This window comes from Lentzea flaviverrucosa (genome assembly GCF_003350445.1).
Taxonomy (GTDB): domain Bacteria; phylum Actinomycetota; class Actinomycetes; order Mycobacteriales; family Pseudonocardiaceae; genus Lentzea; species Lentzea californiensis.
The window spans coordinates 12914-25634 of sequence record NZ_QQAU01000015.1 but is presented as its reverse complement, the minus strand read 5'-3'; the positions used below and the strand labels follow the sequence as shown (position 1 = coordinate 25634).

At 68.9% G+C, this 12721-nt stretch carries 16 protein-coding genes; 8 read left to right on the top strand and 8 right to left on the bottom strand.

Annotation, left to right across the window (positions count from 1 at the left end; all coding sequences use genetic code 11):
• The first annotated feature begins 10 nt into the window (after positions 1-10).
• The 5 genes from DFR72_RS35365 (at position 11) to DFR72_RS35345 (ending at position 3824) form a co-directional block, all read left to right on the top strand.
• Positions 11-796, top strand: coding sequence for an ABC transporter ATP-binding protein (locus tag DFR72_RS35365; RefSeq protein ID WP_090070604.1), 786 nt, complete (start codon positions 11-13; stop codon positions 794-796).
• A complete protein-coding gene (locus DFR72_RS35360; protein WP_090070602.1) occupies positions 780-1652 on the top strand; it encodes an ABC transporter permease in 873 nt (290 codons plus the stop codon). Before DFR72_RS35365 ends, DFR72_RS35360 begins: the two co-directional genes overlap by 17 nt.
• Complete coding sequence (locus DFR72_RS35355) at positions 1649-2344, top strand: sirohydrochlorin chelatase (RefSeq protein ID WP_090070600.1); 696 nt, start codon at positions 1649-1651, stop codon at positions 2342-2344. Before DFR72_RS35360 ends, DFR72_RS35355 begins: the two co-directional genes overlap by 4 nt.
• Positions 2345-2428: 84 nt before the next feature.
• Entirely contained in the window at positions 2429-2944 is a 516-nt protein-coding gene (locus DFR72_RS35350) for a hypothetical protein (protein ID WP_090070598.1), read from the top strand.
• Positions 2945-3209: 265 nt separating this feature from the next.
• Positions 3210-3824, top strand: coding sequence for a hypothetical protein (locus DFR72_RS35345; protein WP_090070596.1), 615 nt, complete (start codon positions 3210-3212; stop codon positions 3822-3824).
• Between the two features lie 30 nt (positions 3825-3854).
• Here DFR72_RS35345 and DFR72_RS35340 read toward each other — a convergent pair whose 3' ends face one another.
• Together DFR72_RS35340 and DFR72_RS35335 are read right to left on the bottom strand one after the other, a co-directional pair.
• Entirely contained in the window at positions 3855-4307 is a 453-nt protein-coding gene (locus DFR72_RS35340; protein WP_245983768.1) for a MarR family winged helix-turn-helix transcriptional regulator, read from the bottom strand.
• The gene (locus DFR72_RS35335; RefSeq protein ID WP_177224629.1) at positions 4294-4908 is read right to left on the bottom strand and encodes a DJ-1/PfpI family protein; all 615 of its coding nucleotides are present in this window, start codon (positions 4906-4908) and stop codon (positions 4294-4296) included. The genes DFR72_RS35340 and DFR72_RS35335 overlap by 14 nt, the downstream gene beginning before the upstream one ends.
• A gap of 62 nt (positions 4909-4970) precedes the next feature.
• Here DFR72_RS35335 and DFR72_RS35330 point away from each other — a divergent pair, with 62 nt between their 5' ends.
• Positions 4971-5741, top strand: coding sequence for an enoyl-CoA hydratase family protein (locus tag DFR72_RS35330; protein WP_090070594.1), 771 nt, complete (start codon positions 4971-4973; stop codon positions 5739-5741).
• Here the strand turns inward: DFR72_RS35330 and DFR72_RS35325 are convergent.
• Genes DFR72_RS35325 through DFR72_RS35310 form a run of 4 tightly spaced genes read right to left on the bottom strand, consistent with a single transcriptional unit; the run spans position 5738 to position 7119 of the window.
• Positions 5738-6154 carry a DUF2690 domain-containing protein gene (locus tag DFR72_RS35325; RefSeq protein ID WP_114773875.1) on the bottom strand — a complete coding sequence of 139 codons (417 nt, stop codon included), beginning with the start codon at positions 6152-6154 and terminating at the stop codon, positions 5738-5740. The genes DFR72_RS35330 and DFR72_RS35325 overlap by 4 nt on opposite strands.
• 43 nt (positions 6155-6197) lie before the next feature.
• Positions 6198-6461, bottom strand: a complete 264-nt coding sequence (locus tag DFR72_RS35320) for a barstar family protein (protein ID WP_090070589.1) — start codon at positions 6459-6461, stop codon at positions 6198-6200.
• Positions 6458-6910: a guanyl-specific ribonuclease gene (locus DFR72_RS35315; RefSeq protein WP_090070587.1), complete on the bottom strand. Its 453-nt coding sequence runs from the start codon at positions 6908-6910 to the stop codon at positions 6458-6460. Before DFR72_RS35315 ends, DFR72_RS35320 begins: the two co-directional genes overlap by 4 nt.
• On the bottom strand, positions 6907-7119 hold the full coding sequence (locus DFR72_RS35310; RefSeq protein ID WP_090070585.1) for a hypothetical protein: 213 nt from the start codon (positions 7117-7119) through the stop codon (positions 6907-6909). The genes DFR72_RS35315 and DFR72_RS35310 overlap by 4 nt, the downstream gene beginning before the upstream one ends.
• Before the next feature lie 70 nt (positions 7120-7189).
• Here DFR72_RS35310 and DFR72_RS35305 point away from each other — a divergent pair, with 70 nt between their 5' ends.
• On the top strand, positions 7190-8158 hold the full coding sequence (locus DFR72_RS35305; protein WP_090070583.1) for a quinone oxidoreductase family protein: 969 nt from the start codon (positions 7190-7192) through the stop codon (positions 8156-8158).
• Positions 8159-8265: 107 nt separating this feature from the next.
• Complete coding sequence (locus tag DFR72_RS35300) at positions 8266-9684, top strand: amino acid permease (protein WP_090070582.1); 1419 nt, start codon at positions 8266-8268, stop codon at positions 9682-9684.
• On the opposite strand, the gene DFR72_RS35295 is transcribed toward DFR72_RS35300, so the two are convergent.
• Together DFR72_RS35295 and DFR72_RS35290 are read right to left on the bottom strand one after the other, a co-directional pair.
• A complete protein-coding gene (locus tag DFR72_RS35295; RefSeq protein WP_090070580.1) occupies positions 9659-11188 on the bottom strand; it encodes a DUF885 domain-containing protein in 1530 nt (509 codons plus the stop codon). The two genes, DFR72_RS35300 and DFR72_RS35295, sit on opposite strands and share 26 nt — an antisense overlap.
• On the bottom strand, positions 11188-12711 hold the full coding sequence (locus tag DFR72_RS35290) for a DUF885 domain-containing protein (protein WP_425459932.1): 1524 nt from the start codon (positions 12709-12711) through the stop codon (positions 11188-11190). The genes DFR72_RS35295 and DFR72_RS35290 overlap by 1 nt, the downstream gene beginning before the upstream one ends.
• Positions 12712-12721: the final 10 nt, after the last annotated feature.

Below are 12721 nucleotides of genomic sequence, written 5' to 3'. Positions count from 1 at the left end.
GCACACGACCATGACCGCCACGCTCGAGACCACTGTTCCGTCCACTGTGGATACTGCCGTTGAACTGTCCGGAGTCCGGAAGGTGTTCGGCCACGGCAGCTCGGCCGTGGTAGCGCTCGACGGGGTCGACCTGCGGGTCAAGCCCGGCGAGTTCGTGTGTCTTCTCGGCGCGTCCGGCTGCGGCAAGAGCACACTGCTCAACATCGTCGCGGGCCTCGACGCCGCGACGTCCGGTGAGCTGCAGCTCAACACCTCACGACCGGCCGTGATGTTCCAGGAGCCCGCTCTGATGCCGTGGCTCACCGCCACCCGCAACGTCGAGCTGGCGCTGCGCTTCGCCGGTGTCGGCCGCCTGGCGCGCAAGCGCCGCGCGCTGGAGCTGCTGGAACTGGTGCGGCTGGGCGACGTCGCGGACAAGCGCCCGCACGAGCTCTCCGGCGGCATGCGTCAGCGCGTGGCCCTGGCCCGCGCGCTGGCGTCCACCACCGTCTCCCCGGACGGCGCTCCCGCCCTGCTGCTGATGGACGAGCCGTTCGCGGCCCTCGACGCCATCACGCGGGACGTGCTGCAGAGCGAACTGCTGCGCGTCTGGGAGACCACGAACACCGCGGTCATCTTCGTGACGCACGACGTGCGCGAGGCCGTCCGCCTCGGTCAGCGCGTCGTGCTGCTGTCCTCGCGTCCCGGCCGCGTCGTGCGCGAGTGGGACGTCACGGACTCCGAGACCGACACCGCCGAGGTCCTCGACGAGATCAACACCCATCTGCGAGAGGTCATCAGTGGCCACGCCTCCTGACACGCTCGACAAGGTCGGCGCCGGCCTCGACGCGCTCGACGTGCCGGTAGAGGCACATCGAGCGCCGGTCTGGCGCCGGTTCCTGAAGACGGGCGTGCCACCCATCATCGCCTTCGCCCTGCTCCTGGGCGTGTGGCAGGCGTTGTGGGCTTCGGCCCTGCTGCCCGAGTTCCAGCTCCCCGCCCCGGTCGACGTGTGGGACGAGCTCGTCCGCTCGATCTCCACCGGCGAGGCGTTCGGCATCCTGTGGACCTCGCTGCACCGCGCGGTGCTCGGGTTCCTCGCGGCGGTCGTGATCGCGACACCGCTGGGTCTGCTGATCGCCAAGGTCCGGGTGGTGCGCGCGGCGATCGGGTCGCTGCTGACCGGCCTGCAGTCACTTCCCTCCGTGGCCTGGGTCCCGGCGGCGATCCTGTGGTTCGGCGTGACGCCGTCCACGATCTACTTCGTGGTGCTGATGGGATCGGTGCCGTCGATCGCGAACGGCCTGGTGGCGGGCATCGACCAGATCCCGCCGCTCCTCCCGCGCGTCGGACGGGCGTTGGGCGCCGGTCGCCTGGCCTCCGCGCGCCACATCCTGCTTCCTGCCGCCCTGCCCGGCTACCTGGCCGGCCTGAAGCAGGGCTGGGCGTTCTCGTGGCGGTCGCTGATGGCCGCGGAGATCATCGCGACGTCGCCCCAACTCGGCGTCGGCCTCGGGCAGTACCTGCACAACGGCTCGTCGCTGAACGACATCAACATGGTGATCGCCGCGATCTTCCTGATCCTGCTGGTGGGCATCGGGATCGAACTGCTGCTGTTCCGGCCTCTGGAACGCGCTGTGCTGCGGTCCCGCGGACTGACGGGGGCGCTGTGATTCCCCTGGTCGCCGTCGCCCACGGCAGCCGCGATCCCCGTTCCGCCGCGTCGATTCACGCGCTGCTGGACGTGGTGCGCTCTCTGCGGCCCGAACTGGACGTCCGCGGGTGCTTCCTGGACCTGTGCGCGCCGCGGTTGGACGACGTGCTGCTCGGACCCGCCGTGGTCGTACCTTTGCTGCTGGGCAAGGCTTATCACGCCCGCGTCGACGTTCCCGCCGCCGTGGCCGAGACCCGCGTACCCGCTGTGGTGACGGACGTGCTCGGACCGGATCCGCGGCTGGAGTCGGCGGCTCTGCGCCGGCTGTCCGAGGCCGGGGTCTCGTTCGGGGACCGGTCTTTGGGTGTGGTGCTGGCCGGCGCCGGGTCGTCGCACGCTCCGGCGAACGAGGCCGTGGCCCGCGTGGCCCGGCGGTGGGCCCGGGAGTCCGGGTGGGCCGGGGTGGAGGCGGCGTTCGCGTCGATCGCGTCGCCCACCGTGCCTGAGGCTGTCGAGCGGTTGAAGGCTCGCGGCGCTTCTCGGATCGCTGTCGCGTCGTGGTTCCTGGCGCCGGGGTTGTTGCCGGACAAGGTGGCGAGGCTCGCGGGCGACGCCGTCGTGGCGCGGCCGTTGGGTGACGACGTGGAGGTCGCGCAGCTCGTGCTGGACCGGTACGACTTCGCCCTGGCTCGTCAGACGGTCGCCGCTTAGCTTGCGCCGCAAGCAAGTCCTTGATTTACGCGCAAGCACCCGAACGGGATTTGTCGGTGTCACCTGCGATCCTGTTTGGAGCATATGTTCGTCGACGAGTCGGAGCGGAGCGGCTACCTGATGGCAGCCGTCCTGATCGCTCCGAATGCTCTGCACTCCACGCGCTCGATGATGCGTGGCCTTCTGCTCCCCGGCTGTCGGCGTGTGCACTTCAAGACCGAGATACCCGCCCGGCGCAAGCTGGTCGCCGACAAGCTTGCGTGTTGCGACCTCGTGGTCAACATCTATGTTGCGCGCGGCAAGAGTGAGAAAGTTCGGTCGAAGCTCCTACCGCTGCTGGTCGACGACGCCATCGGTGTCGGCGTCACCCGCCTGGTGCTCGATTCACGCGACCCCGTGGCCAACGGGCGCGACCGGCTGGTGATCGGCACCAGGACCAAGGCCCACGATGCCGGGCTGGTGTACGAGCACATCCAGTCATCCTCCGAGCCCGCGCTGTGGATCAGCGATGCACTCGCCTGGTGCCACGGCGCTGGCAGCGACTGGAAGCGGCGGATCGCGCCCATCACAGGGACCGTCGTCGACCTGGGCCAGCTCTAGAAAGCGCGAAGCCCAGGCAGCGACCGTCCGGACGCGCACGTGGGCTCACTTCCTCCACCTAGCGGCGAAGGCTATGCGCACAGCCTAGCACATTTGAGCCCAACCGCTGCCGCACACCACTTCCGGCCGCCGCCACAAGATCGAATCCACAGCGCCGTTCGGGCGATGTGAAGTGTGAACTGTTGACGTGAAACCTACTCATGAGTAGTCAGGTGATTACGCCGCGTGCTGGAAGTGTCCCTCGTCCACTCATCGGGGAGAGGCCATGAAGCTAGCCGGAATCGCAGCAGCCGCACTGGTACCGATGCTGATGTTCGCCGTGAACGCGTCAGCAGCAGCTCCGCAGACCATCACCTACAAGCTCCGGGCGAGTGCCGCCGGGCAGTCGTCGGACTTCACGCTCGACCAGGGCGTCGACGCGGCGGCGCCCGCGACCGTCGCACCCGGCGGCACCCTCCAGGTCACGATCGACCCCGCGCCCAACAAGATCCCGACCGAGGCCGGCGGCCGGCAGGTGCGGGAGATCAAGGGCCTCGCGCTGAAGTTGCCGGTGCCCGCCAACTCGACGTTCCGGTCCGCGTCGCTGTCCGGCGGGGCGGGACTGGGCGGCACGCCGACGGTTGCCTTGCAGGGCAACGACGTCGTGCTGAGCGTGCCCGGTCCGATCAAGGGCGGCGCGGACTTCGAACTGCCGACCGTCACGATCAACCTCCAGGCGGGCGGCACCGGGACGATCACCACGAAGCTGGGTGGCACCAGCTACGACGCCCCGGGCCTCACCTTCACCGCCGTCGTCACGGTCATCGGGTTCCCGATCAACGCCGCCGCGAAGGGCTACCCGGACCCCAGTCCCGTGCTGACCACGACCACGATCGGCTAGCGATCCCGATGCCCCACCCCCTGCCGGGCATCAGGAAGTAGCCGCGACCAGAGCGGTCATCGTGGCGAGCGTCGTGCGCAGGTCTTCCAGCGAGACCTGCGCACTGACGCGGTTGGCCCACTCGTACTGCGCGTCCCGCAACCGTTCGATGGCGGCGAAACCCTCCGGGGTCGGCTGGACCAGCTTCGCGCGGGCGTGCGCCGGGTTCGGCAGGTACTCCGCCAAACCCTTGTCCACCAACAGGTCCGCGATCCGCTGCACGGACTGCCGCGCCAGTCCCATCTCCCGTGCGATGCCCGAGACGGACAACGGTTCGCGCAGCACCGCGCCGAGCACCTGCCACCACGCCGCGGTCAGGCCGACCGGCTTCGTCATCACCTCGGCCGCGTCGAGGAACGCCCCGTACAAACGGAAAGTCCTCATCACGACGTCGGTCAGCACATCGCCTGACTCGGTCCTGGACGCCTGCTCAGCCCTGGACACCGGCCACCAGCTTCCCGAACGCCTCGGCGGAGTCGTCGCGGTTGAACTCGTACCAGGCCTGCAGGGTCCCCGGCGAGAACGTCTCCAGCTCCGCCAGCACCTCGCGGGCGAACTCCAGCGAGGAAGCACCGCCTGCCGTGATCACGCCGTCAGCGCGCACCACACGTTCGTCGCGGTAAAGCGCCGCGCCGCCGTAGGAACCCAGCGCCTCGGGGAAGTTCGACGTGTGCGGCACGTCGTCGAGCAGCCCCTCGGCCGCCAGCCCGGCAGTCGCCCCGCAGATCGCCGCGATCGGCTTGCCCGCCTCGCGGAACCGCCGCGCGAGCTTGCCGAACGCCGCCAGCGAACCGGACTCCCACCCGTCACCGCCCGGCAGGACGAGCATCGCCGCGTCCTGCACCGAGACGTCCTCGACGGCGACGTCCGGCAGCATCCGCACGCCGCCGACCGTGCGGATCGGGTCCGTGGTCAGCCCGACCGTCCGCAGCTCGTACCGCCCCGGCTGCCGCTGGAACTGCTGCAGGCTCACCTGAGCGGCCACGTGGCCGTACTCCCAGTCGGCGAGCTGGTCGGCCAGAGCGAGGTACACCGTCTGTGTCATGACAGTAGACTGTCATAGTTGACAGCATGCTGTCAACAGACCCGGAAGCTAAGGTCAGCGACATGGCAGACGAGCTGGTCCACTACGAGGTGCAGCGTGGCATCGCGACGATCACGCTGGACTCCCCCCACAACCGCAACGCGCTGTCCTCGCAGCTGCGCCGGGAGCTCAAGGAGCACCTCACCAGCGCGGCGAACGACGATCAGGTGCGCGTGGTCGTGCTGACCCACACGGGCTCCGTGTTCTGCTCGGGCATGGACCTCAAGGAGGCCGCCGGCGCGAGCGCGGGCGACCAGGGCGTCAACGAGTTCCCCGCGATCCTCGAACAGCTCTGGACCAGCCCGAAGCCGGTCGTCGCGGCACTGAAGGGCCCGGCCCGCGCGGGTGGCGTCGGCATCGTCGCGGCGTGCGACATCTCCATCGCCGCCACCGGGGCCACGTTCGCGTTCAGCGAGGTCAGGATCGGTGTCGTGCCGGCCGTCATCTCGGTGACCGTGCTGCCGCGCCTGCTCCCCCGCCAGGCCCACGAGCTGTTCCTGACCGGCGAGACGTTCGACGCGAAGCGCGCGGTCGAGATCGGCCTGCTGAACTCCGCGACCGACGACGTCGACGCGGAGGTCCGCCGCTACACGGACATGCTCGCGCTCGGCGCCCCCAACGCGCTCGCGGCCACCAAGGAGATGCTGCAGCAGGAGCGGTCCACGAACCTCGGCGAGGTCTTCGCGGACATGCTCAAGCTGTCGGCGCAGCACTTCGGCGGCCCGGAGGGCCAGGAGGGCATCACGGCCTTCAAGGAGAAGCGCAAGCCGTCCTGGGTGCCCGCGGAAGGCTAGAACCAGCCGGTGCACTCGATCATGCCCTGCGAGGAACCGCAGGCCCGCATGACCTTGCCGTCGTTCTTGAACGCCTCGGTGTACTTCGCGGAACCCGAGTCGATCCTGGTGTAGCCGAGGAAGCCCTCGTGCCCGTTGGCCGAGGGCTCCTTGCGATCCGCCCAGATCTCCTCGCCGGGCGTGCCGTGGGAGATGCGGGCCCAGGCACACTGGGACTTGTTCGACGCACGCAGCTCGACCACACGGCCGTTCCGCATGGTCACGGGGTTGTCGCCGTCGATCGTCTCGAACGGCGAGAAAGCCCCCTCCTGCGTGCAGTCGGGGTCACCGGCGAACGACACCGCCGGGCAAAGCACTCCAACGACCGCCACGACGCCGAGCACACAGCTCAAGCGGCGGAATTGCGTTCCCATGGCAGTGCACTGTCCACTCCGGACGCCACCACCGCAGCCCCAGTCACCGTTCCGTGCGAATCACGCGCACTTTCCGGTCACCTGATTCAGCGGTCTGCTTCGCGGCGTCACGCAGCACCTCGAGGACCGAGGAATCCAGCCCCGAGGGCACGACCAGCACGTATTCACCCTCGGGCAGCCACGAGAGGTCGGTCAGGCTGTCGTACAGGGCGTCGAGGTTCTGCCCGAACCACTCGGGGAAGTCCAGTGCGGCGGCAATGGCCGAGATCGCGGCGGACTTCTCCGAAACGAGAATGCGCCGTTTCATTTCTTCACGTCCACGACGACGAACGACGAATAGTGGTCGCCGGTGTAGAAGACTTCCTTCTCCGAACCGGTGACGAGACGGCGCGCGCCGCGATCGGGACTTCCCGGCGTCGGCACGGTGTACTCCTTGTAGTACCCGGAGCTCTTGGCGGGCAGCCGCTTCTCCCGGTTCTGGAACGTCACGCCGTCGTTGCGCGGGTGCGGGAACGGCCCGTTCGCCTCGATCAGCTTCCAGGTCTTGCCGGCCTCGGCGGGCAGCTTCGACAGCGCCTCGACGTCCAGCCCGGAGTTCGAGCCGGGCACGGTCTCGGCCTGCGCCGCGCTCGTGACCACCGGCTTCGTGGTGTTCTCCGGCGGCGTTCCCGCCGAGTTGTCCTTGACGAACCACCCGATGACGACCAGCGCGAGGAGCCCGACCAGTGCGACGGTCAGGCGACGACCAGGGCTCACGCGGCGACCTTCTCGGGTTCGGGTTCGGGCTCGGCGTCGGGGATCGACGCCGGGTTCTTGGCTCCCCAGTCAGCGACCCGGTCGATCAGCCGCGCCACGCCCAGGCAGAGCGGGAGTACCACGACCATCACGACGGGGAACTGCACGGCGACGGGCAGCTGCACGACCCACAGCTCGACCCCGTCCCACCACTGCACCAGCCAGTCCACGCACCTCAGCCTAGTCTCGTGACCGGTGTCACGGCATTTGGCCACGATCCAGGTGGGTATGTTGCGAACCATGTTCGCCGTTTACGCAGCAGAACCCAGTCCTGAGAACCCGCTGGCCTCGCTCCGCGTCGGCGAGCGCCCCGATCCCGAGGTTCCCGCCGGGTGGGTGCGCGTCGCGGTCAAGGCGGCCAGCCTCAACATGCACGACCTGTGGACGTTGCGCGGTGTCGGCATCAAGTCCGAGCAGTTCCCGATGATCCTGGGCTGCGACGGTGCCGGTGTCCTCGACGACGGCACCGAGGTGGTGCTGCACTCCGTCATCGGCGACCCGGACTGGACCGGCGACGAGACGCTCGACCCGAAGCGCTCGCTGCTCACCGAGAAGCACCAGGGCACGTTCGCCGACCACGTGGTCGTGCCGGCCCGCAACGCGCTGCCCAAGCCCGCGGACCTCACGTTCGCCGAGGCCGCGTGCATGGGCACGGCGTGGCTGACCGCGTACCGGATGCTGTTCGTGAAGTCCGGTCTGCGCCCCGGCCAGACGATGCTCGTGCAGGGTGCCTCGGGTGGTGTGTCGACCGCGCTGATCCAGCTCGGTCGCGCCGCCGGGTTCCGCGTGTGGGTCACCGGGCGTTCCGAGGAGAAGCGCGCACTGGCCACCACCCTCGGCGCCCACGACGTGTTCGAGTCCGGCGCCAGGCTGCCCGAACGGGTCGACGCGGTGTTCGAGACCGTCGGCAAGGCCACCTGGTCGCACTCGATGAAGGCGCTCAAGCCCGGCGGCATCGTGGTGATCTCCGGCGCGACGTCCGGTGACGCCTCCGCGGCCGAGCTCCAGCGGCTGTTCTTCCTGCAGCTGCGCGTGGTCGGCTCGACCATGGGCACGCGCGAGGAACTGGGCGACCTCATCCGGTTCTGCGCGATCAACGGTCTCAAGCCGCAGATCGGCGCGGAGCTGAAGTTCGAGGACGCCGAGCAGGGCCTGCGCTCGATGCTGAACGGCGAGACGGCGGGCAAGATCGTGTTCAGCCGCCCGTAAACAGCACGAAAAGCCAAAAAACGGCTCTCTGATTGGTGGGCTCGGACAAACCGCGTGACAGTTGTCGCGAATAGGTTCGCCCGGTCCCACCGACCAAGGAGCTAGGCATGACCACACAGGGCGTCCTCAGGCGCAAGCCCATCGAACAGATCGCCGAGGACAAGGGCGACGGGCTCACCAGAACGCTGGGCCTGTGGCAGCTCACGGCGATCGGCATCGGCGGCATCATCGGCGCGGGCATCTTCTCGCTCGCGGGCGCCGTCGCGAACAAGACGGCGGGCCCGGCCGTGCTGATCTCGTTCCTCATCGCCGGCATCGCGAGCGCGGCGGCGGCGTTCTCGTACGCGGAGTTCGCGGGCCTGATCCCGAAGGCCGGCAGCGCCTACACCTACGGCTACGCGGTGCTGGGCGAGATCGTCGGCTGGTTCATCGGCTGGGACCTGCTGCTCGAGTACACCGCGATCGTGGCGGTGGTCGCGATCGGCATCTCCGGCTACTTCACCGAGCTCCTCAGCCTGCTCAACCTCCAGCTGCCGCAATGGATGCTGGGTGCGCCGGGCACCGAGACAGGTGACGTCGCCGCGGGCACGTACAAGGTGAACCTGTTCGCGGTCCTGCTGTGCCTGCTCATCGCCTACGTGCTGAACACGGGCATGAAGAACGCCGCACGGTTCGAAACCACGTTGGTGTACCTGAAGGTCGCGGTGGTGGCGCTGGTCATCGTCGTCGGCGCGTTCCACATCAACACCGACAACTACAACCCGTTCTTCCCGTTCGGCCTCTCGGGTGCGCTCACGGGTGCGGCGACGGTGTTCTTCGCGGTGTTCGGCTACGACGCCATGTCGACGGCGGCCGAGGAGTCCAAGGACTCGCAGCGGCACATGCCGAAGGCGATCATCTACTCGCTCGCGGCGTCGATGGTCCTGTACGTGCTGGCCTGCCTGGTGCTGACGGGAATGGTGAACTACAAGGACGTCGACGCCGAGTCGGCGTTCGCCACGGCGTTCGCCGACGTCGGCCTGCCCGCCCTGGGCATCGTCATCAGCGTCGGCGCCATCCTCGGCATCACGACGGTGCTCTTCACGTTCCTGATGGGCGCCGCCCGCGTCGGTTACTCGATGAGCCGCGACGGCCTGCTGCCCCAGTGGTTCGCGAAGTCGCACCCGGTGAAGCGCGTGCCGTCGCGCATCACCTGGGTGCTGGGCATCGCCTCCGCGGTCATCGCCGGTTTCCTGCCGATCGCGGAGGCCGCCGAGCTCACCAACATCGGCATCCTGCTGGCGTTCGTCGTCGTGTGCATCGCCGTGATCGTGTTGCGCTACAAGCAGCCCGACCTCCCGCGCACGTTCAGGACGCCGGGCATGCCCGTGGTGCCGATCATCGGCGTGATCTTCTCGATCTGGCTGATCACGTTCCTGAACCCGGAGACCTGGCTGCGGTTCGCGGCCTGGTTCGTGATCGGCCTGATCATCTACTTCACCTACTCGAAGCGGCACTCCGTCATGGAGCGTCAGTCCAGGAAGTGACGATCTGGTCGAGGGTGGAGAGCGGCACCGCGCCGCTCCCCACCACCAGGTCGTGGAACGCCCTGATGTCGAACCGGTCGCCCAGCTTCGTCTCGGCCTCGGCCCGGACGCGCTGGATCTCCAGGCGCCCCACCATGTACGCGAGCGCCTGGCCCGGCGTCTCGATGTACCGGTCGATCTCGGAGTCGATCTCGGGCTCGGTCATGACGGTGTTCTCGCGCAGGTAGTCGACGGCCTGCTGCCGCGACCAGCCGAACGCGTGGATGCCGGTGTCCACCACGAGCCGCCCGGCGCGCATCGCGTCGAGTCCCAGCATCCCGAGGCGCTGCTCGTCCGACGAGTACAGGCCCATCTCGTCGGCGAGGCGCTCGGTGTAGAGACCCCAGCCCTCCAGGTACGCCTCGATGAACGCGTACTTGCGCATGTTGGGCAGTTCCGTCTCGGCGGCGATCGAGAACTGGTAGTGGTGGCCCGGCACGGCCTCGTGGAACGCCGTCACCTCGGACAGCGTGCGGCTGCGTTCGGTGGCGCCCAGCGGGTTGAGCCAGTACGTGCCGGGACGGCTGCGGTCGGCGGGCGCGGGCTGGTAGAACGCGATGGCCGACGTGCTCTGCTCCCCTTCCGGCACCGCGCGCACCTGGCAGCCGATGCCCGGCATGCGGCCGAACCACTTCGGCGCCTCGGCCTCCGCGCGGGCGATCGCCGCGACGGCGTTCTCGATCATCTGCTCTTCGCTGTCCCACAGCATCTCCGTGCGCAACCGCCGGAAGATCTCCGGAACGTCGCTGACACCCCACACCCGCGAACCGATCTCCGCGTACTCCTCGCGCAGCGACGCGATGATGTCGAGCCCGAGCCGGTGCAGCTCGTCGGGTGTGCGGGAGGTCGTGGTGTAGTTGCGGACCAGCTTCGCGTAGTTCGCTTCGCCCTCCGGCAACCAGCAGAGTCCCGCCTTGTCGTCGCCGCGGCCGTCCTCGATCGACGCGAGCACGTCGCGGAACCCGGCGACGGCGGTGCGGATCTCCGCCGAGTGCCCGCCTTCCCAGTCCTGCGCCGGCAGGGCCAGGAAGGCGTCCATGCGCTGCACACCGGTCTGCAGGTGCCGGCTCAGCGGTCGCCGGTCGGAGTCGCGGACCCTCTCGGCGGCCTGCTCGATGAACCGCGGGTACTTGTCGAGGCGCTGGGACACGTCCAGCTTCGAGGAGATCATGAGCAGGCTGTTCACCGGCGAGCTCATGGTCGCGACGCTGTGCTCGACCAGCCTGGCGTCGATGCGGTCGACGATCGCCCTGCCCTGCTGCTTGATCACCGCGAGCGTGACGGCATCCTCGGTGTCGTCCGTCTCGGCCCTGTCCACGAGGGCGGCGATCCGGTCCCGGTCTGCCCGCTGGCCGTCGACGCTCAGGTCACCGAGCCCGTCCTCCCAGCCCGGCACCCCCAGCATCGTGGCCTGCAGCGGCGAGTAGTCCATCATCGCCTGGAACATGTCATCAGCGAGCGACATCAGGTCCTCCTGGACCAGTCGGAAACGAGTTTGCCAAGCGTGGGCAACGGCACGATGCCGTTCTGCAGCACGAGGTCGTGGAACTCCTTGATGTCGAACCGGTCGCCCATCGATGCCCTGGCCTCCTCGCGCACGCGCTGGATCTCCAGGCGTCCCACCATGTACGCGAGCGCCTGGCCGGGCGCCTCGATGTACCGGTCGACCTCGGACGAGATCTCCGCGTCGTCCATCGCGGTGTTCTCGCTCAGGTAGTCGATGGCCTGCTGCCGGGGCCATCCGAGCGCGTGCAGGCCCGTGTCGACGACCAGCCGGCCGGCGCGCATGGCGTCGAGGCCCAGCATGCCCAGGCGTGCCTCGTCCGACGAGTACAGCCCCATCTCGTCGGCCAGGCGTTCGGTGTAGAGGCCCCAGCCTTCGAGGTAGGAGTCGATGAACGCGAACTTGCGCACGTTCGACAGCTCGGTCTCGGCGGCGATCGAGAGCTGGAAGTGGTGGCCGGGAATGGCTTCGTGGAACGCCGTCACCTCGGACACCGTGCGGCTGCGTGCGGTGGCGTTCAACGGGTTCACGAAGTACGTGCCGGGGCGGGACCCGTCGAGGGCCGCATCCTCGTAGTACGCGAACGCGGCGTTGTGGCGGTCGACCTCCGGCACGAACCTGATCTCGCAGCGCGCCAGCGGCAGCCGCCCGAACCAGTTCGGCGCCTCGGCCTCGGCCCGCGCGACGGCCTCGACCGCGCTGACGAGCATCTCGTCCTCGTTGTCCCACAACAGGTCCGTGCGCAGCCGCCGGAAGATCTCCCGGACGTCGCTGACGCCCCACACGCGCGAACCGATCTCCGCGTACTCCTCGTGCAGCCCGGCGATCAGGTCGAGCCCCAGCCGGTGCAGTTCGGCGGGGCTGTAGGAGGCGGTCGTGTAGTCGCGGACGAGCCTGCGGTAGTTCTCCTCGCCGCCGGGCAGCCAGCACAGGCCTGCCTGCTCGTCGGCACGGCCGGGCAGGCCCAGCAGGACCTCGCGGTACCGGGCGAACGCCGGACGCAGGTCGGCGTCGCCCTCCCACTCCTGGCGCGGCGAGGCGAGGAACCGTTCGACGTACGCCGCGCCGTTCTCGACGTGCCGGCGCAACGGTCTGCGGTCGGTGTCGACCAACCGCCGCGCGGCCTGCTCCAGGAGATTCGGGACGAGGTGCCGCCGCCGGGAGAAGTCCACCTGGGAGGTGGCCCTGAGCATGCTCGCGACCGGCGCGTTCGTACCCCTGGACACCGAGTGCTCGACCAGCCGCGCGTCGATGCACGTGATGATCGACTCGGCCTGGTGGCGGATCACGTCCCGCGAGACCTGGTCCTCGTCGCTGCCGTCGAGGCGGCCGAGGATGCCGGTCAGCCGTGTCCGCAGCGCCTGGTGACCCTCGACGCTGAGGTCGTCGAGCCGGTCGTCCCAGCCCGGGACACCGACGAGCGAGGCGAACAGCGGGTTCCAGTCCATCATCGCCTGGAACATCTCATCGGAGAGCGAGGTCACGCCCTCCTTC

What these genes read in the sequence shown, in the direction of transcription:
- DFR72_RS35325 (WP_114773875.1), bottom strand. Translation starts at nt 6,154, where the DNA reads ATGGGAACGCAATTCCGCCGCTTGAGCTGTGTGCTCGGCGTCGTGGCG.
- DFR72_RS35305 (WP_090070583.1), top strand. Translation starts at nt 7,190, where the DNA reads ATGTTCGCCGTTTACGCAGCAGAACCCAGTCCTGAGAACCCGCTGGCC.
- DFR72_RS35300 (WP_090070582.1), top strand. Translation starts at nt 8,266, where the DNA reads ATGACCACACAGGGCGTCCTCAGGCGCAAGCCCATCGAACAGATCGCC.
- DFR72_RS35365 (WP_090070604.1), top strand. Translation starts at nt 11, where the DNA reads ATGACCGCCACGCTCGAGACCACTGTTCCGTCCACTGTGGATACTGCC.
- DFR72_RS35350 (WP_090070598.1), top strand. Translation starts at nt 2,429, where the DNA reads ATGTTCGTCGACGAGTCGGAGCGGAGCGGCTACCTGATGGCAGCCGTC.
- DFR72_RS35295 (WP_090070580.1), bottom strand. Translation starts at nt 11,188, where the DNA reads ATGTCGCTCGCTGATGACATGTTCCAGGCGATGATGGACTACTCGCCG.
- DFR72_RS35345 (WP_090070596.1), top strand. Translation starts at nt 3,210, where the DNA reads ATGAAGCTAGCCGGAATCGCAGCAGCCGCACTGGTACCGATGCTGATG.
- DFR72_RS35335 (WP_177224629.1), bottom strand. Translation starts at nt 4,908, where the DNA reads ATGACACAGACGGTGTACCTCGCTCTGGCCGACCAGCTCGCCGACTGG.
- DFR72_RS35320 (WP_090070589.1), bottom strand. Translation starts at nt 6,461, where the DNA reads ATGAAACGGCGCATTCTCGTTTCGGAGAAGTCCGCCGCGATCTCGGCC.
- DFR72_RS35330 (WP_090070594.1), top strand. Translation starts at nt 4,971, where the DNA reads ATGGCAGACGAGCTGGTCCACTACGAGGTGCAGCGTGGCATCGCGACG.